Source organism: Bacillus sp. NPDC094064 (genome assembly GCF_050279585.1).
In the GTDB taxonomy this organism is placed as follows: Bacteria; Bacillota; Bacilli; order Bacillales; family Bacillaceae_G; genus Bacillus_A.
The window spans coordinates 16,484-32,863 of the sequence record NZ_JBNNUI010000011.1 but is presented as its reverse complement, the minus strand read 5'-3'; the positions used below and the strand labels follow the sequence as shown (position 1 = coordinate 32,863).

Sequence of the window (16,380 nt, the reverse complement as noted above, 5' to 3'; positions counted from 1 at the left end):
ACTTATAATAAGTCGCTTATATGTAAAACTCTATTTTATTTTGGTCAACACATCTTAATTTACTCACAGGTCTTCCCACATGTTGATACACCATTTCGTTTTCTAACACTCCAATTTCAGTCAAAAACATAACATACTTTCGAATAGAAACTCTTGAGACTCCTACTAATTGTGCCATTTCATCTGTTGTAAACGCTCGTCCATTCAGCAACTCGATCTTCTGCCAAATTAACTGTAACGTTTGCTTCGTTAATCCTTTCGGGAGCTCTTTCGTGACAGTAGGCTCTCTTTTTTCTTTTTGCAAAATTAATGAATCTAATTCCGATTGACTAATTTTTTGTTGTTCTTTCATAAAAGTGAGTTTTTCTCGATATATAGTTAATGCCTCTTTAAATCGTTCAAATGTAAATGGTTTAATTAAATAATCTACAACCCCGTATTGTAATGCTTTTTTAATACTACCCATATCATGTACAGCTGAAATCATCATAATATCGATTTCTTTTTCTTGATTCCGAATATACATTAAAAGCTCGAATCCAGTCTCTCCAGGCATAAAAATATCAAGTAACACTAAATCTACTTGTGATTTTTCTAATGCTTCTATCGCCGATTTTACTGAGTTAACTGCATGAACAAGTTCAAATCCCCCTACTTGCTCTAAATAATGTGTATTTAACATCGCTACCATCGGGTCATCTTCTACAATTAAAACTTTAATCATATTTGCCTCTCATCCCTACCTTTAGGTATTTCAATTGTTATCGTTGTTCCCTCTCCTAACAATGAGGAAATGTGAATCTCCCCATTTATTCGCTGTATACTTTCTTTTACAAGATACAAACCATATCCACGATTGTCTCCTTTTGTGGAATAGCCTTTTGTAAATAATGTATCAATCTCCTCTGCTTTTATGCCATTCCCTGTATCTTGTACTGTAATAGTCAATGCATCCCCATATTGTATCCCGATTTCAACTTGTTTCTTTTCACAATTCATCACTGCCTCTAATGCATTATCTATTAAATTCCCGACAATTGTAATAAGTTCATGAGTAATACTTTCATCATATATTTCCGGCAAGTAAGCATCTTCACTTATAATTAAATTTATATTTTTCTCTCTAGAATAGCTAAGTTTACCTAGTAAAAAACCAGCAAATACTGGATTTTTAATTTTTTTCATAACCCCGCCAATTTCATATTGATGCTCGGATACCATACTACTCACATATTTTTGGAGTTCTTCATACTGTTTCATATGTGTAAGTCCTAACACGACATGCATCTTATTCATAAATTCATGAGATTGTGCCCGTAGCGCTTCCGCGTATAGCCTAATACCAGTTAATTCCTCTGCTAATTTTCTAATCTCTGTTTTATCACGAAATGTTGCAATTGCGCCAACTATTTCTCCTTTTACATATAAAGGAACACGATTCGTAACAATCGTAATTCCGTAAATATTTTGTTCTTCGTTTAATTGTACCACTCCTGTTTGCAGCACTTCTTTTATACGTGAATTCGGCATATACAATTCAACATCTTTACCGATAAAGTCGTCTTTAAGTCCACTTTTCTTAAATAGCCACTTTGCTTCATTATTAATTAACGTTACTTTCGCTTCTTTATCTACAGCAATAATACCTTCTTTGACCGATTGTAACATCGTATTTCTTTCTTCTAAAATTTTCGCTATCCTATGCGGCTCAAGACCAAATAAACTTTTCTTTATATGTCTAGCTAGCAATATCGCTCCTATAATGCCAACCAATAGCCCAACTCCAACACCGATATACATAATATGTCTACTTTCCTTAACGCGCTCTTTTACATTATCTGCTGAAATTCCAACCGCAACCACTCCAAGTTGTTCCCCTGTTTCAGAAAAAACCGGTATAAATACTCTCATAGAGACCCCTAAAGTCCCTTCTGCTAGCGACACATGTTCCCTTCCCTTCAATGCCGTTCCTTCATCTCCTCCAATGAAATGTTGCCCTATTTTTTGAGGATTGGGGTGAGATTTCCGGATTCCATTCATATCCATAACGACAATAAATTGAACATCCGTACTCTTTAATATTTTATTTGTATACACTTGAATCAAGGAGGTATCTACCTTCCCTGCCAACCCATCAATTACAATAGAATCATTTGCCACAATACGTGCAATCGTTTTCGCCTTCTCTGCCTGACTTTCTTCTGTCGTTCGTTCAACATTATGGCTAATTAAAAAATCTGTTACGAGTAAAGAAAAAATTACAACTGTACACACTAGTAATGTAATCGTTTTCCATAAATTCCATAGTTTCTTTCTTTTTTTCATCCCGTTAATAACTCCCCTAATTGCTAAATAGAAAAATAAGCAAGGTGATATTATTTTCACCTTACTTACTTATTTGCTGTTATTATACTTCAAATATACTAGTCATTTCTTGTAGTTCTTCTGCGGACGTAGCAATTTCATCAATAGCATTTGCCACTTCTCTTGTATCTCCAGCGACTCTCTTCGTTGTTTCTACTATTTGATTAATTCGAGAAACAATATGAGTAGTAGAACTTAAAATTTCTCTTCTATAATCCTCTGTCCATCACCTTACAGTTATATAGTTAAAGCTCTCTTTCCTAATTTATTTTGAGTTCTTTACGTAACTAATCGCCTGACTCCCCATCTGCATCCATGCCTTTTCAAAGTTTTCTCTTGGCACTTTTACATCTAAGCTATCATCGAGAGGATCTCGAATATATGCATATTCCTTATCGTATCCAACAAGTACAACACAATGTTCATTATACGTAATAGAAACATCTCCACTTTTTGTTTTCCATGTAGTAAATTCATCTTCATCTAATGGGGTAAATGTTGCATTCGTAATCATAACTACTGGTTGCCCGGCTTTTACACTCTTATACATCTCTTCTATACTCTTCCCTGTTAAATCTACGGCTTTATTCGGTAAATATTTTTTAGCTAACTGAAAAAGTGGTCCATGATATACACCATATCCGGATTCAGAAAACGTATAAATATTACCTACAAATCCTTCATTCGGATTCCCGCGTACACCATCGTCTATAAAATCAACTTTTTTTATTTCATTTGCTAATTTCATTTTATCTACTGAAACGCCTGCATGTTGTAACATCATCGCTAAGCTTGTCACTTCACAACCTCTATCCAACTCCGGTAATTGCTGAATTAAAGGTACATTTGATAAAATGACCTTTTCATCATTATCACTAAAATCCATTCGTTTTCCGCTTTGTATATTGAAGAAATTTAACTTATCCACATACTTTGTAATTCCATTTGTATATATACTCCATACCACTATACTAAGTAAAGTCATACATATATACCACTTCAATTTCCGTATCACTCTCACGCCCTTTTTAATTCGTTAAATAAGAATAAAACGCGTCAGCATCCGTTCGAACCATTGGTACAAAATTTAGTTCTTTTCCTTTCTCTGGTTGATCTTTTTTTATTTTTTCTGTTAGATCTTGAATATTCATATTCGTTTTGTCCATATTAAGCTCATCTGCCATTTGTATCACTTTTTGTTCATTAATTTCTCTTAATACTTGATATATATCTTTACCGTACAAATCAATATGATATTTTTTTGCTTCATCCTGTACTTTTTGTTCGTACACTTCTTGTGCTAACTCTTCTATCTCTTTTCCTTTTTGTGAAATACCTAACTTTCCTGCTTCTTCTCTTACTTTCGTTCCATAGATTTCTTCCTCTATGTCTTCTATTTCTTTTCCAGTTGTCGAAATGCCTAATTTATCCGCTTCATCATTAATTTTAATCGTATTGATTTGAGTAATTAAATTTACAATCGATGTATTCTCTATAGATATGCCTAGCTTCAATGCTTCTTGCTTCACTTTTGTTTCATAGATTTCTTCTGAAAGAGCTCCAACATCTTTTCCTTCAATCGAAATCCCTAACTGCTGCGCTTCTCTTCCTACTTCTGTTTCATGAATTTCTTTTTCTAGCGTAATTTGCTCTTTTCCTTCCGTTTCAATACCGAGTTTCTCTGCTTTTTCTTCTGTATGCACTGCATGTATCTTTCCATTGTTTAATTGTTCTTTACTGCGCTGCGTGTAATCTGTCTTTCCTTTTTGTGTTTCAGAAGGAGAGGCACCTCCTAATATGCTTAAACTCATCACTCCAATAGTGAATACCGTCATCATTTTCTTTTTCAACTCTACTTCCTCCCCCTTGTACTTTCTTTTCCATCATTCCCATAATTTTTTTAATACTATACATACATCTCATCGTTACTTGAGATAACATTATGATCAATAAAACCCTCTATAATTACTTCTTTATGTGTCAAATTTTCCTTATACAATACATGATATAAACCGTTCCTTAACTTTCCCTTAAAAAAAGACGACCTTGTAAAAACAAGATCGTCTTCTCACTTATATTCTTTGATTTTTAGGGAAAATCACTTCAAAACAAGTGCCCTCTCCCCATTTGCTCTCTACTAATATTTTGCCGTAATGCTTTTCGACAATCCAATTTGCAATTGAAAGACCTAATCCAGCTCCTTCTGACGTACTTCTTGCTTTATCCCCTTGATAAAAACGATCAAATAATTTCGAAATATCCTCTTCTTTCACTCCTATCCCATCATCCTTCACCTGTATACGAATGGAACCGCTCGTTTGTGTGCAATCAATTTGAATATGCCCGCCTTCATTTGTATACTTCATTGCATTATCTAACAATATAACCATCATTTGATGGATTCTCTCTCTATCCCCCATAAACGATATATCTTGTTCTACTTTTAATATCATCTCTTTTTCTTGATAAGAAGCAATCTCTTTATATGGATCTACGATTTCTTCTAACAATTTATCCATTTCAAATGTTTTCTTATCCATCTCAATTTGATTAGAATCAGAACGTGCTAACAATAATAAATTGCTAACTAATTTCGATAACCGCCTACATTCCTTTGAAATTGTAGAGATATCCATCGCCTTCTCTTCTATCGTAGCGGATGGTGACTGGAATAATACATCCGTTTTTGATTGAATAACTGCAAGTGGTGTTCTTAATTCATGTGATGCATCAGAAACGAACTGCTGCTGTTTTTCCCATGAATTTTGAATTGGTACGAGCGCCCTACCAGCTAAGAAAAATCCAATACCTATTGCACATAGACTTCCTATGCTACAGCCGATAACGAGAATTAAAAATAAAGTATTTAGCATCTCTTCTTCAGCTGTTATATCGCGTACAATTTGAACTATTTTTCCATCTTCTTGAAACGCAAATGTCCTAAAATATAGTCCTTGCACTTCAATATCTTGCAAAGATCCTAACTTTTTTGGAGAGAATTTTTCTAAATTCTCTTCAAAAATAAGACGGAATTTTGGATTTTCGATACCTATCTCCACAGTTTTTCCAATCCAAGTTAACTCCGTTATCCTTGGATCACCAATTTGAAGATATCCCCTAAATTTTTTAGGGGGCTTTTTACCATCTAAAACCTCTCTATGCTGAACCATTTTTTCAATGGATCTATCCACTTCATTATAAATACGCTTATATGTGTACGAATAAATAATACTGCCTAATACTCCTATTAATATGATAAACACTAACGAATTTAGTATAGTTAGACGAATGCGTGTTTTTTGAAACATACTTCCTTTTTTCATTGTTCTTTTAGTATATATCCAATACCACGAACAGTTTGAATATCTTTCTGATAACCGAATGGTTCTAATTTTTTACGTAAATGATGTACATACACTTCGACGATGGCTACTGTTGTATCGGAATCAAATCCCCAAACACGATCAAAAATTTGTTCACGCATTAAAATTTTGCCGCTATTTTGAATGAGATATTCTAGTAGTTCATACTGTTTTAATGTGAGCTTCATTGCTTGTCCATCTACTTGAACATCTTTATCTTTTCCAAACAATTCAATTCCTTTATAACGAATTGTCTGCTGCGTTGTTAAACTACCACTTCTGCGCAACAAAGCGCGAATTCTCGCTTTTAATTCGGGAGCCTGAAACGGCTTAACGATATAATCGTCTCCACCAAAATCCAATCCCTTCACCCGATCTTCTAAAGAATCTCTCGCTGTCAAAAACAGGACTGGCGTTTCAATCTTTTCATCACGTATTTTTTGAATCACTTCAAATCCGTCCATTTCTGGCATCATTACATCAAGCAAAATTGCATCATATATATTTTGCAGTGCTAGAAATAATCCATCTTCTCCATTCAATGCTGTATCTACTTCAAATTCATCGCGTAAAATTTGGACAATAGACTCTAATAAAAAAGCATTGTCCTCTACTACAAGTAAGCGCATATTCTCACCTTCCACGGTATATTTCAACTCTCTTTATTATTGCATCTCTTCTTTTCATAAAAAAAGAATATAGTTACATTATGTACTTTCATTTTCAACGATTTCCCTTTAAATTTTTGAATTGTATAGAGAAGATTTATTATAAAAGCGATTCCTTAAATTTAGCTTAATAACGAATGAAAAGAAATAAGTTCCTCCTTATCAACCCCTCTATGAATATAACTAATAACAAGTGCTCTATTCATTCCCCCTTCTTTCTAAATCCATTTGTTTCTAATTATAACTTTATTTAAAGGGGGTTTCTGGATTCAATTGTTAGAAAGTATTATTACAAACGCATCTATTTTTCTTACAACAATGTAAGTCTCTCGTCATCCAATTCGATGGTTGCAATCACTCCATTTCCTTATACTGAAAGTAAGAAATGAAACAAAAACAAGGAGAGATGAGATATGAAAAAAATGATGGAAGTTGTAGTAGCGGTAGTAGAGGTTTTCATAAATGGTAAACAAGTTGCAATGGAGTTAAATAAATAATGAAAAGGACAATATTCGTTCTAGACCCTTTACTCATATAAAAGAGATAAGAGTTCATCATTTCTTTGATCCCTTATCTCCCTGTAAAGAAAGCCGTATCCTTAAAAGGATACGGCTTTCTTTTTATTTCTTTTTGTTATTCCACCGGCTGTGGTTGCGGCTGTACTACTTCATTCGCTCCAGCCAACCTCAACATATTTGCAATATCTTTAAAGCCTCTTTTTTCAGCATATTGCAGCGGCGTAATATTTTCCTTATTAGCCATATTTACATCTGCACCATGCTCAATAAGCATTTGAATTACTTTCTTATGACTTTCACTACCATTTCCTAATACAATTGCTTCTAATAACGCTGTTCCACCACGGTCATTCTTATAATTCACATCAATATCTGTATGCTCTAACAATTCCTTAACAACCTCTACATGACCACGTTCAGATGCCGAAATGAGTGCAGTTCCACCTGACCTAGTCGTTTCTTTCGTATTAACTCCCGCAGCAATTAATAGCTTTACAATATCCGTATATCCTTCTCTACTTGCATAAAGAAATGGATTGCTTTTTTTCTCATCTTTCACTTCAATATTAGCGCCGGCATCAATTAATGCTTTCACTGTCTCTACATGATTTTGATACGTTGCTGCAAGGATAGGCGTTTCTCCGTTGTCACCTTCTATATTTATATTTGCTCCGTCCTGAATCAGCTTCATAGCTGTTTCTGTGTCTCCAAGAGTCGCAGAAAGTAACAACTGTTTGTCCATTAAATTTATACTTTTTTCTTCTTTAACTTCTTCTTCTTCTTTATACTGTTCTTTTTTCTTTTCGTTTTTCACATGAACTGGTTTTGATTCTGGTTCTTCTTGCTTATCGCAAGCCACTACCGTCATTAAAAGTCCTAATAACATGCATAATAAAATTTTTTGTTTTCTCACAATTACAGCTCCTATGAAAGATAATGTTTTCTTAACCATTCCTCCATCACATACAATAACTCTTCTTGAGTACATTTATCCATAAGCTCTTTATATTCCTTCTTGAATCGGATTATCTTAAACTTATACCATGTTTCTCAACCTATTGGAATGATACGCCAGGTGGCCTCATCATTAACATTATGAAGCAATTAGTTTAGCACGTTTTTGCCGCATTTGTATACATTTCTAAAAAGTGGGTAAATGATTGCTTTAGGTTACTATATTCCATTGTAACCGTTCTTCAAAAAATTTTACACCTTTTATATATTTGCACCTGAGTAATAATAGAAAAAGACAACTTATGTAGTTGCCTTTTTCTATTATTAATGATGCCCACCGTGATTTCCTTTTTTCGTGTTCCCCATCATCTCTTTATTCATTTCCCATTTATGCTCAGCTAGCTCTTTATACGAAAGAACTTTCCCTTTATAGTTAGACACAAAGCTTTCTGCATCCTTTTTATTTTCAAATGAAATAACATTATAAGCCATCGGTGTCGTTATTGTTTTATCATATACGTAAGTCGCATCTTCTAATGAAATCCACTCTTTCGAATCATAATCTCGAACAAATTTTTCTTTCGTCTTTTCACCTGGATTAATCTCCATCCATTTATACATACAACCGATATCATCAAATTTTAATGCTTTTCCATTTTCTAAAATGATTTCTGTTGCAAATTGATTATCCATTACCCCAATTTGGCAAATATCACATTTATCATGTTTCTCATCAATTGCCACAGCCTCTGCTTGTTTCTTATCACATCCTACAATTGTAAAGACAAAGAATAAACATATAGCAAGCATCACATATTTTGTTCTCATTTTTTTCCTCCTTAGCCGTATCTTCCACAAGGAGAATATCAAAAACTTGTGTGAGATTTGTGAAAAAACAATGTACTTTTTGTAATATAGGAAACAAAAGAGATGTGTAGCTATTTCTACACATCTCTTTTCATTCACAACCTGTAATTAATAAATCATCTTCTAACTTAACTAATAATGTATCTGCACTAATTTTCTGTCCAATTTCTACATTTACTAATCTTATATTTCCACTAATACCGACCGCAACCTTTTCAAGCTCACCGTTATTTTTCCGGATCAGCATTAATTTTTCCCACTCATATACGTAAGAAGATTCATTAACAAAAATCTCTTCTATTTTCCCTTCATAAGAACTATAAATTTCTTCTATTCTCGTTTCCATTTAAAATCTACTCCCTACTTCGCACATCACTATTTTCACCTTATTCTATCATTCTTGTAAGTAGTAAATTATATTTTTAAAAATTCAAAATTACCTTCGTGAACAAAATGACCAAAATAAAAATTATGCTTCTAATGATGTTATTTTTCAAATTATTTACCATTTGGATAGATGCCACTATGATAAACAAAAAACAATTTTTCTGAATTTTTATTTTATTTTGAAAGCGTAATCATTTTTTGAGGGGGAAATCATATGTTAGCTCTACTTGGATTTGCGATGGTATTTGTCTTTATGTTTTTAATTATGACGAAACGTATGTCAGCACTAGTAGCATTAATATTAGTTCCGATTGTTTTTGCATTAATTGGCGGCTTCTATGCCAATATGGGACCTATGATGCTAGAGGGAATTCAAAAGTTAGCACCTACTGGTATTATGCTTATGTTTGCTATTTTATATTTTGGAATTATGATTGATAGTGGTTTATTTGATCCTGTCATTAGCAAGATCTTACAATTCGTAAAAGGTGATCCTTTAAAAATTGTTGTTGGTACAGCGATTCTTACTATTATCGTTTCATTAGATGGTGACGGAACAACAACGTATATGATTACTGTTTCTGCAATGTACCCGCTGTATAAACGTCTTGGAATGAATCCACTTATATTAGCTGGGATTGTTATGTTAGGAGCAGGTGTGACAAATCTTACACCTTGGGGTGGACCGACAGCTCGGGTTATGAGTGCTCTTGGACTTGATGCATCAGAGCTCTTCACACCACTTATACCAGGAATGATTGCTGGTGCTATTTGGGTAGTTTTCGTTGCCTACTATCTTGGAAAAAAAGAAAGAAAACGTTTAGGTATTATGGATGTACAATATTTAAAACAAATGCAAACAATAGATGAGCAAGCTGCAACAGTCGAAGCGGCAGTACATAAACGTCCTAAACTATTATGGATTAACTTTTTATTAACTGTCGCTCTTCTCGTTTGTCTCATACTAGAAGTTATGCCATTACCGGTTTTATTTACAGTTGCTTTTGCTATTGCTGTTATGATTAACTATCCAAACTTAGAGCAACAGAAAGAACGTATTGCTTCTCATGCAGGAAACGTATTAGCAGTTGTTTCTCTCGTATTCGCTGCTGGTATTTTCACGGGTATTTTATCCGGAACAAAAATGGTAGATGCGATGGCTCAAGGTGTAGTAACTCTTATACCAGATGCACTGGGACCACAATTACCAATTATTACAGCTCTTCTTAGTATGCCGTTCACATTTTTCATGTCCAATGATGCATTTTACTTTGGCGTATTACCTATTTTGACGAAAGCGGCTGCTACTTACGGAATTAGTGCGGCTGAAATGGGACGCGCTTCCTTACTCGGTCAACCTGTTCACTTATTAAGCCCTCTTGTCGCATCCACTTATTTATTAGTCGGAATGGCCAAAGTTGATTTCGGTGAACATCAACGCTTTACATTGCTTTGGGCTGTTGGAACGACAATGGTCATGTTAATTACCGGAATTATGATTGGGATTATTCCAATATAAGATACAAAAACAGTAGAGAAAATGAATCCTCTACTGTTTTTTTGTTATGAAGAAACAAGAAAGTACCTTCTCTCTGGTCTCCCCACACTTCCATATATAAGCTCTGCATGTACTTTCTTTCCAGATATTAAGTACTCTAAATAGCGTCTCGATGTTGATCGGCTCACTCCGACCATTGTGCTTAACACTTCTGCGGTAATACCTTCTTCATTAACTGTTAACATATGCTTTTTTATTTTTGCTAAAGTTAAAGGATCTATTCCTTTGGGGGCGTATTCGATTGAATTCCCCTTCACCCCTCTTTGAGACCAGAGCTGTTCAATTTGTTCTGGTGATAATTGGTCCGTTCTCTTTAACTGTATAATCTTCTTTTGATAATTTTCTAGACTTGTTTTAAATCGATCAAACATAAGTGGCTTTACGATATAATCTGCTACTCCTCCTCGTAAAGCATGACGTACGACATCTGTTTCTGACGCCGCTGTAATCATAATAATGTCTGTATTATGCAAATTTTGTCTAATATATGTAACGAGCTCTGTCCCTTGCATATCAGGTAAATATACATCCAATAAAACGAGTTGTGGCTTCACAAGTTCTAGCCATTCTTTTGCCTGCTCCCCAGTCGTTGCTGTTCCAATTACTTTAAACCCTTCAATCTTTTCAGTAAAACGGCGATGAATCTCTGCAATCCGAATATCATCTTCTACTATCAATACTTCAATTTCCTCAGTCATTACAATTCGCCTCTCTCTTTCGGTAATGCAATAATAAATAACGCACCACCTAAATCCCCTTTTTCGATTGCAATACTTCCATTTAAATCTTCCACTAACTCTTTTACCTTCGCTAATCCATATCCTCGCTTTTCTCCTTCCTTCGTCGAAAAGCCTTTATAGAATATACTTGTAATGATTTCATCTTGAATCCCTTGTCCTGAATCTTCCACTTCAATTACTATTTCCTCGCCGATATCTGTTACAAACATTCTAACTTTCTTATCATCCTCTTGATTTCTTTCAATTGCTTCAAATGCGTTCGTAATTAAATTCCCCAAAATAGAAACAACATAATTACTCTCAATATGCGGACTTAACTTTTCTAAACTACTTTCTCGATCTAATACAAAATCAATCTTTAACTCTCTTGCTCTATTATAAAATCCAATTAAAATTCCACCTAGCCACGGATTTTGAATTCGTTTCATAATAAATTGAACAAAATCTTGATAGACTGCCGTTTCCTTATGAATGAGCTCTAAAGCATCTTCATATGATTCTAATTGGATAAGACCCGAAAGCGTATACAACAGATTGTTATATTCATGCGTTTGTGCTCGTAACGCTTCCGTATACTGCTTAGTTTGAGACAGCTCTGCAGTTAACTGATCCATTTCAGATTTCAAACGTAAACTCGAAACAACACCAGTTACTTTATTATTTACTTTAATAGGTAGACGGTTAGCAATAACAGCTTGCCCCTTTATATTTAATTGGCGATCAAACTGTTCTTCACCAGTTTGCAGTACATCTAATATCGATGAATTAGGAATTACATTTAAAATACATTCTCCAATAATGTTTTTGTGTGTATCTAGCGAAAGAATATCATAAGCTGCTTGATTTACTAAACTGACCATTCCATTTTTATCAATTACGATAATCCCTTCACGTACAGATTGAATGACAGTACTATGTTCTTCATATAAAGAGGAGATTTCTTCTGGTTCCATTCCAAACATCATTCTTTTTATACTTCCCGCTAAGTATATAGAGCCGATTATCCCTATCAACAAACCTATTATTGTAATCCAAAACACGCGCGTACCATATACTTCTACCACACCATGAATATCATCCATTGAAAAACCAACAGATACTACACCAATAATTTCATTCTCCTGATTACGGATTGGAGCTTTTCCACGTAAGGAAGGTCCTAATGATCCAGTCGCTTTCGAAACATAAGATTTCCCTTCTAATAGAACTCCTTTGTTATCTCCACCAACCATCGCTTCTCCTATTTTATCTTTCCTAGGATGCGCATAACGAATCCCTTCTTTATTTCCAACTACAATAAAATCAGCATCTGTATCCATTCGAATTTTTTCTGCAATGGGCTGAATAATAGAAGCCGGATTTTCTTTTTGAAAAGCTTCCTGAATTTCTGGTATAGCAGCAACTGTTTTCGCAACGTGCAAAGCTCTTTTTCCAATTTGTTCTTCCACTGTTTCAGATAATATGTAATAAAATAAATAACTCGTTAACAGAAGTACAACTAGAATAAGTGTACTAATAGTGAATGTAATTCTTGGTTGTAGTTTTAATTTTTTAAATTTCAAAACCATTCCCCTAACATTTCCTAAAGTTAAATTTTAAGAATATACAGTTTTTTACGTTTATGTAATCATACCATGATTACGATAGAGTTTCTTTACTTTGTATCGTATTGTATGTATTCAAAAAAGGAACCTCTAGCACATGCTAGAGGTTCCTTCTATCTTTCTACTCTTTATCTACTTCTTTTTCTTTATCTTCTACCACAGATACAACAGGTTTATCATTCGATAGCTGCTGTACTGCACCTTTGCCCGCAAATCCTTCTAATAGCTCTTTTAAATCAATGCCAGAAGAAGCTTTTAATGTTTCTTGCATAGTTGCCATTAAATCCGTCGCATAACCTGCCACTTTTCCAGCACCGCCATTCTTACCACCGCCGCCTGTATCAACAACTGTAATTTTATCGATGTTGCTAAGTGGGCTTGCAATTTCTTTCGCATAACTTGGAAGCATTTTAAGAACCATATCCATAATCGCCGCTTGACCATATAATTCAAATGCTTCTGCAATTTTTTGTTTCGCTTCTGCTTCAGCTAAACCTTTCAATCTAATAACGTCTGCTTCTGCTGTACCTTGCGCTTTTTGTACTTCTGCTTTCGCTTGACCTTGCGCTTTTTCAATTTCCGCCTTCGCTAAACCTTCCACACGTACTTCTTCTGCACGTGCTCTCGCTTCTGCTTCAATCTTATATTGGTCTGCATCTGCCTTCTTAATTTGTTTTACTTTTTCAGCTTCAGCTGATTGTTCAACAGCATAGCGGTCTGCATCTGCTTTTTTCTTTACTTCTGCATCGTATTGTTTTTCACGACGCGCAATTTCTTTTTCTTCTAATTCAATTTGCTTCTCACGCTCAATGATTTTAACGCGCATTTGCTCTTCTGTAACACCTTGTTGCGCTTTCGCTTGTTGTAATTCGTAAGAAAGATCCGCATCTGCACGTGCTTGCTCTTGCTCTCTCTTATAAGATTGTACTTTTAACTCTTTATGCTTTTCAGCTTCAGCAATTTGGGCATCACGTTGATATTCGGCTTCTTTTGCTTCTTTTTCAGCACGTGCTTTTTCAATACGAGCTTCTTTTTCACGCTCTGCATTCGCAATTGTTGCATCACGCTTAACTGTCGCAATTTGTGGCTGACCAAGTGCATCTAAATAGCCGTTCTTATCCATGATTTCTTTAATTGTAAAGGAAACGATGCGAAGCCCCATCTTCTTTAAATCTGTAGAAGCTACTTCGTGCACCTTTTGAGCAAATTGCTCTCTATTACTGTAAGCATCTTCTACTGTCATAGAAGATAAAATTGCGCGTAAATGACCTTCTAAAACTTCTTTCGCCTCTACTTTTAACTCTTCTGTTTCTTTTCCTAAATATTGCTCTGCTGCTGTAGATACTTCTTCAATTGTAGAACCTACTTTAATAATAGAAACACCATTTACCGTAACTGGAACACCTTGCTTCGTATACGTATCACGTGTACCCACTTCTAACTTGTAGTTTAATAGGCTTAAAGGCTCTGCTCTTTGCATAATTGGAACTACGAATGTACCGCCACCGCGAATAATCTTAATCTTCTTTCCATCATCAGTGGTAACAACGTTCTTTCCACCACCAAGCCAGTTCCCTGTAACAATTAACGCCTCATCCGGCCCAACTGTTCGATACTTCGTAATGAATACTAAAATAAGTAGAATTAAAATTGCGAGTAACACTCCACCGATAATTAATGGAATCGTCATGTAAATTCCCCCTTATAATTTTGGTTTTTTTAAAGAATAAGCGATGTTTTGTACAAGTAAAACACCATCTTGAACTCCCTCGATAATAACCTCTGTTCCTTGTAAAATATCTTTTTTCCCAACTGTTTTAGCTGGGATTGCATTACTTCCAAATTGGGAGGAAATTAATACTTCACCAAACCCTTCTGTAGGAATTGTCGTAATGACTTCTCCCTTGCAACCAATAAACTCATCCATACGTTGTACGGTATTTTGCTCTGCTTCTGCAATCGGTTTTAAAATTAGTATTTTCATGATGAAAACACCGATAAAGGATATAGCAAAGGCACCAGCGAAAATAACAATACTATTAAAGGAAAATAAATATTCTCCTATATAACTTAATCCACATAACATGGCGAAGAAACTAAGTAATAAAGTTACGACGGATACTGATCCGCCTCCAAAACTAAATATTGATTCAAATATATCTCCAAAAAAGATATAAATAACAGTAAGTATAGTAGCAATAATAAATCCATATAAATAAATTGTTTCAAGTGGATAACCAAACAAGACCATTTCTTATCCCCCTTTCTTAAACAATCCTCTTTTGTTATGTGTATGCCTCACCTCTTTCAAAGATTATCGTTCTTAATTTTCAGTTATTTACCCTTTAAAGAAAGGCCTGTAAAACAGGCCTCTAAAAAAGAACAGGAGGAACCTATTGTGACAGGCTCCTCCTAGAAAATAACCGATATATTATATATCTATATAATATACTATTTTCCACAAAAAGTAAAGTTAAACATACATTGGAAAAGTGCTTATTTTACTGATAATGAGTAGATTCCATCACCATTATTATATTCCATTAAAAAATAACATATTATTTCTTCATACATTTTGAACATATAGTGAGCGAAAAGGACTTACAATTTTACTACAGTGGCTCCATTATTTAAGCAATCGAAACATCCTCGTATTAATATCTTTCCCTATTCAAAAAGACTTGATCATAAGCATATTTCAACAGGAAATTGCTATGATCAGGTCTTCTCAAAAACTTCTATAGTTGTTTTATATAATAATAAGATAAAGCGTTGTTTATTTCTTAAATAATTTCTTTCTAAATACAAACATACTTAATGCTGAAAGAACAAGTGCTAATCCAGAAAGTAAAGTCGATGTGTTAACTTGACTACCAGTTGCTGCTAAAGATTTCTTATTTTCCTCTTGCTTATTAGCATGTTGTTTATTTGAATCCGTTTCTTTCGCACCCTCTTGTCCTACGTTTTTCACTGGCCCAACTTGATTATCCTCTTTTGTCTCTTGATCCAATCCAGTTGCTAATTCTTTTGTTGGTCCTTCAACTTCTTTTACTGGTTCTTTTACTTCTTCTTTCGATTCTTCAACTTCTTTTGTTGGTTCTTTTACTTCTTCTTTCGATTCTTCAACTTCTTTTGTTGGTTCTTTTACTTCTTCTTTCGGTTCTTCAACTTCTTTTGTTGGTTCTTTTACTTCTTCTTTCGATTCTTCAACTTCTTTTGTTGGTTCTTTTACTTCTTCTTTCGGTCCTTCAACTTCTTTTACTGGTTCTTTTACTTCTTCTTTCGATTCTTCAACTTCTTTTGTTGGTTCTTTTACTTCTTCTTTCGGTTCTTCAACTTCTTTTGTTGGTTCTTTTAA

The 16,380-nt window shown here is 34.4% G+C and carries 15 protein-coding genes; 1 reads left to right on the top strand and 14 read right to left on the bottom strand.

What is annotated here, in order from left to right; genetic code table 11:
- Positions 1-16: 16 nt before the first annotated feature.
- From ACQKNI_RS21855 to ACQKNI_RS21815, 9 genes are all read right to left on the bottom strand, one after another.
- On the bottom strand, positions 17-724 hold the full coding sequence (locus ACQKNI_RS21855; protein WP_088233190.1) for a response regulator: 708 nt from the start codon (positions 722-724) through the stop codon (positions 17-19).
- Complete coding sequence (locus ACQKNI_RS21850) at positions 721-2,325, bottom strand: sensor histidine kinase (RefSeq protein ID WP_427282684.1); 1,605 nt, start codon at positions 2,323-2,325, stop codon at positions 721-723. Before ACQKNI_RS21850 ends, ACQKNI_RS21855 begins: the two co-directional genes overlap by 4 nt.
- Before the next feature lie 304 nt (positions 2,326-2,629).
- Positions 2,630-3,379, bottom strand: coding sequence for a C39 family peptidase (locus ACQKNI_RS21845; protein ID WP_140417535.1), 750 nt, complete (start codon positions 3,377-3,379; stop codon positions 2,630-2,632).
- 13 nt (positions 3,380-3,392) lie between these two features.
- Positions 3,393-4,214, bottom strand: coding sequence for a transporter (locus ACQKNI_RS21840; protein WP_088233187.1), 822 nt, complete (start codon positions 4,212-4,214; stop codon positions 3,393-3,395).
- A 222-nt stretch (positions 4,215-4,436) separates the two neighbouring features.
- Positions 4,437-5,687, bottom strand: a complete 1,251-nt coding sequence (locus ACQKNI_RS21835; protein WP_098882402.1) for a sensor histidine kinase — start codon at positions 5,685-5,687, stop codon at positions 4,437-4,439.
- Positions 5,684-6,355, bottom strand: coding sequence for a response regulator transcription factor (locus ACQKNI_RS21830; protein WP_088233193.1), 672 nt, complete (start codon positions 6,353-6,355; stop codon positions 5,684-5,686). The genes ACQKNI_RS21835 and ACQKNI_RS21830 overlap by 4 nt, the downstream gene beginning before the upstream one ends.
- 672 nt (positions 6,356-7,027) lie before the next feature.
- On the bottom strand, positions 7,028-7,900 hold the full coding sequence (locus ACQKNI_RS21825) for an ankyrin repeat domain-containing protein (protein WP_098882403.1): 873 nt from the start codon (positions 7,898-7,900) through the stop codon (positions 7,028-7,030).
- 290 nt (positions 7,901-8,190) lie between these two features.
- Positions 8,191-8,694, bottom strand: coding sequence for a nitrous oxide reductase accessory protein NosL (locus tag ACQKNI_RS21820; protein WP_098882404.1), 504 nt, complete (start codon positions 8,692-8,694; stop codon positions 8,191-8,193).
- A 130-nt stretch (positions 8,695-8,824) separates the two neighbouring features.
- Positions 8,825-9,079, bottom strand: coding sequence for a hypothetical protein (locus tag ACQKNI_RS21815; protein WP_088233184.1), 255 nt, complete (start codon positions 9,077-9,079; stop codon positions 8,825-8,827).
- Between the two features lie 255 nt (positions 9,080-9,334).
- On the opposite strand from ACQKNI_RS21815, the gene ACQKNI_RS21810 reads away from it, so the two are divergent.
- Positions 9,335-10,639: a CitMHS family transporter gene (locus ACQKNI_RS21810; RefSeq protein WP_088233183.1), complete on the top strand. Its 1,305-nt coding sequence runs from the start codon at positions 9,335-9,337 to the stop codon at positions 10,637-10,639.
- A 44-nt stretch (positions 10,640-10,683) separates the two neighbouring features.
- Here the strand turns inward: ACQKNI_RS21810 and ACQKNI_RS21805 are convergent, their stop codons facing one another.
- The 5 genes from ACQKNI_RS21805 to ACQKNI_RS21785 form a co-directional block, all read right to left on the bottom strand.
- Positions 10,684-11,376: a response regulator gene (locus ACQKNI_RS21805; RefSeq protein WP_088233182.1), complete on the bottom strand. Its 693-nt coding sequence runs from the start codon at positions 11,374-11,376 to the stop codon at positions 10,684-10,686.
- On the bottom strand, positions 11,376-12,980 hold the full coding sequence (locus tag ACQKNI_RS21800) for an ATP-binding protein (RefSeq protein WP_140417534.1): 1,605 nt from the start codon (positions 12,978-12,980) through the stop codon (positions 11,376-11,378). Before ACQKNI_RS21800 ends, ACQKNI_RS21805 begins: the two co-directional genes overlap by 1 nt.
- A gap of 163 nt (positions 12,981-13,143) precedes the next feature.
- Positions 13,144-14,712 (bottom strand): flotillin family protein, encoded by a 1,569-nt coding sequence (locus ACQKNI_RS21795; RefSeq protein ID WP_098841324.1) that lies wholly within the window; start codon positions 14,710-14,712, stop codon positions 13,144-13,146.
- Positions 14,713-14,724: 12 nt separating this feature from the next.
- Positions 14,725-15,273: an NfeD family protein gene (locus tag ACQKNI_RS21790; RefSeq protein ID WP_088233179.1), complete on the bottom strand. Its 549-nt coding sequence runs from the start codon at positions 15,271-15,273 to the stop codon at positions 14,725-14,727.
- A gap of 525 nt (positions 15,274-15,798) precedes the next feature.
- Positions 15,799-16,380 (bottom strand): LPXTG cell wall anchor domain-containing protein (locus ACQKNI_RS21785; protein ID WP_427282683.1); only part of this gene is annotated, 582 nt, incomplete at its 5' end.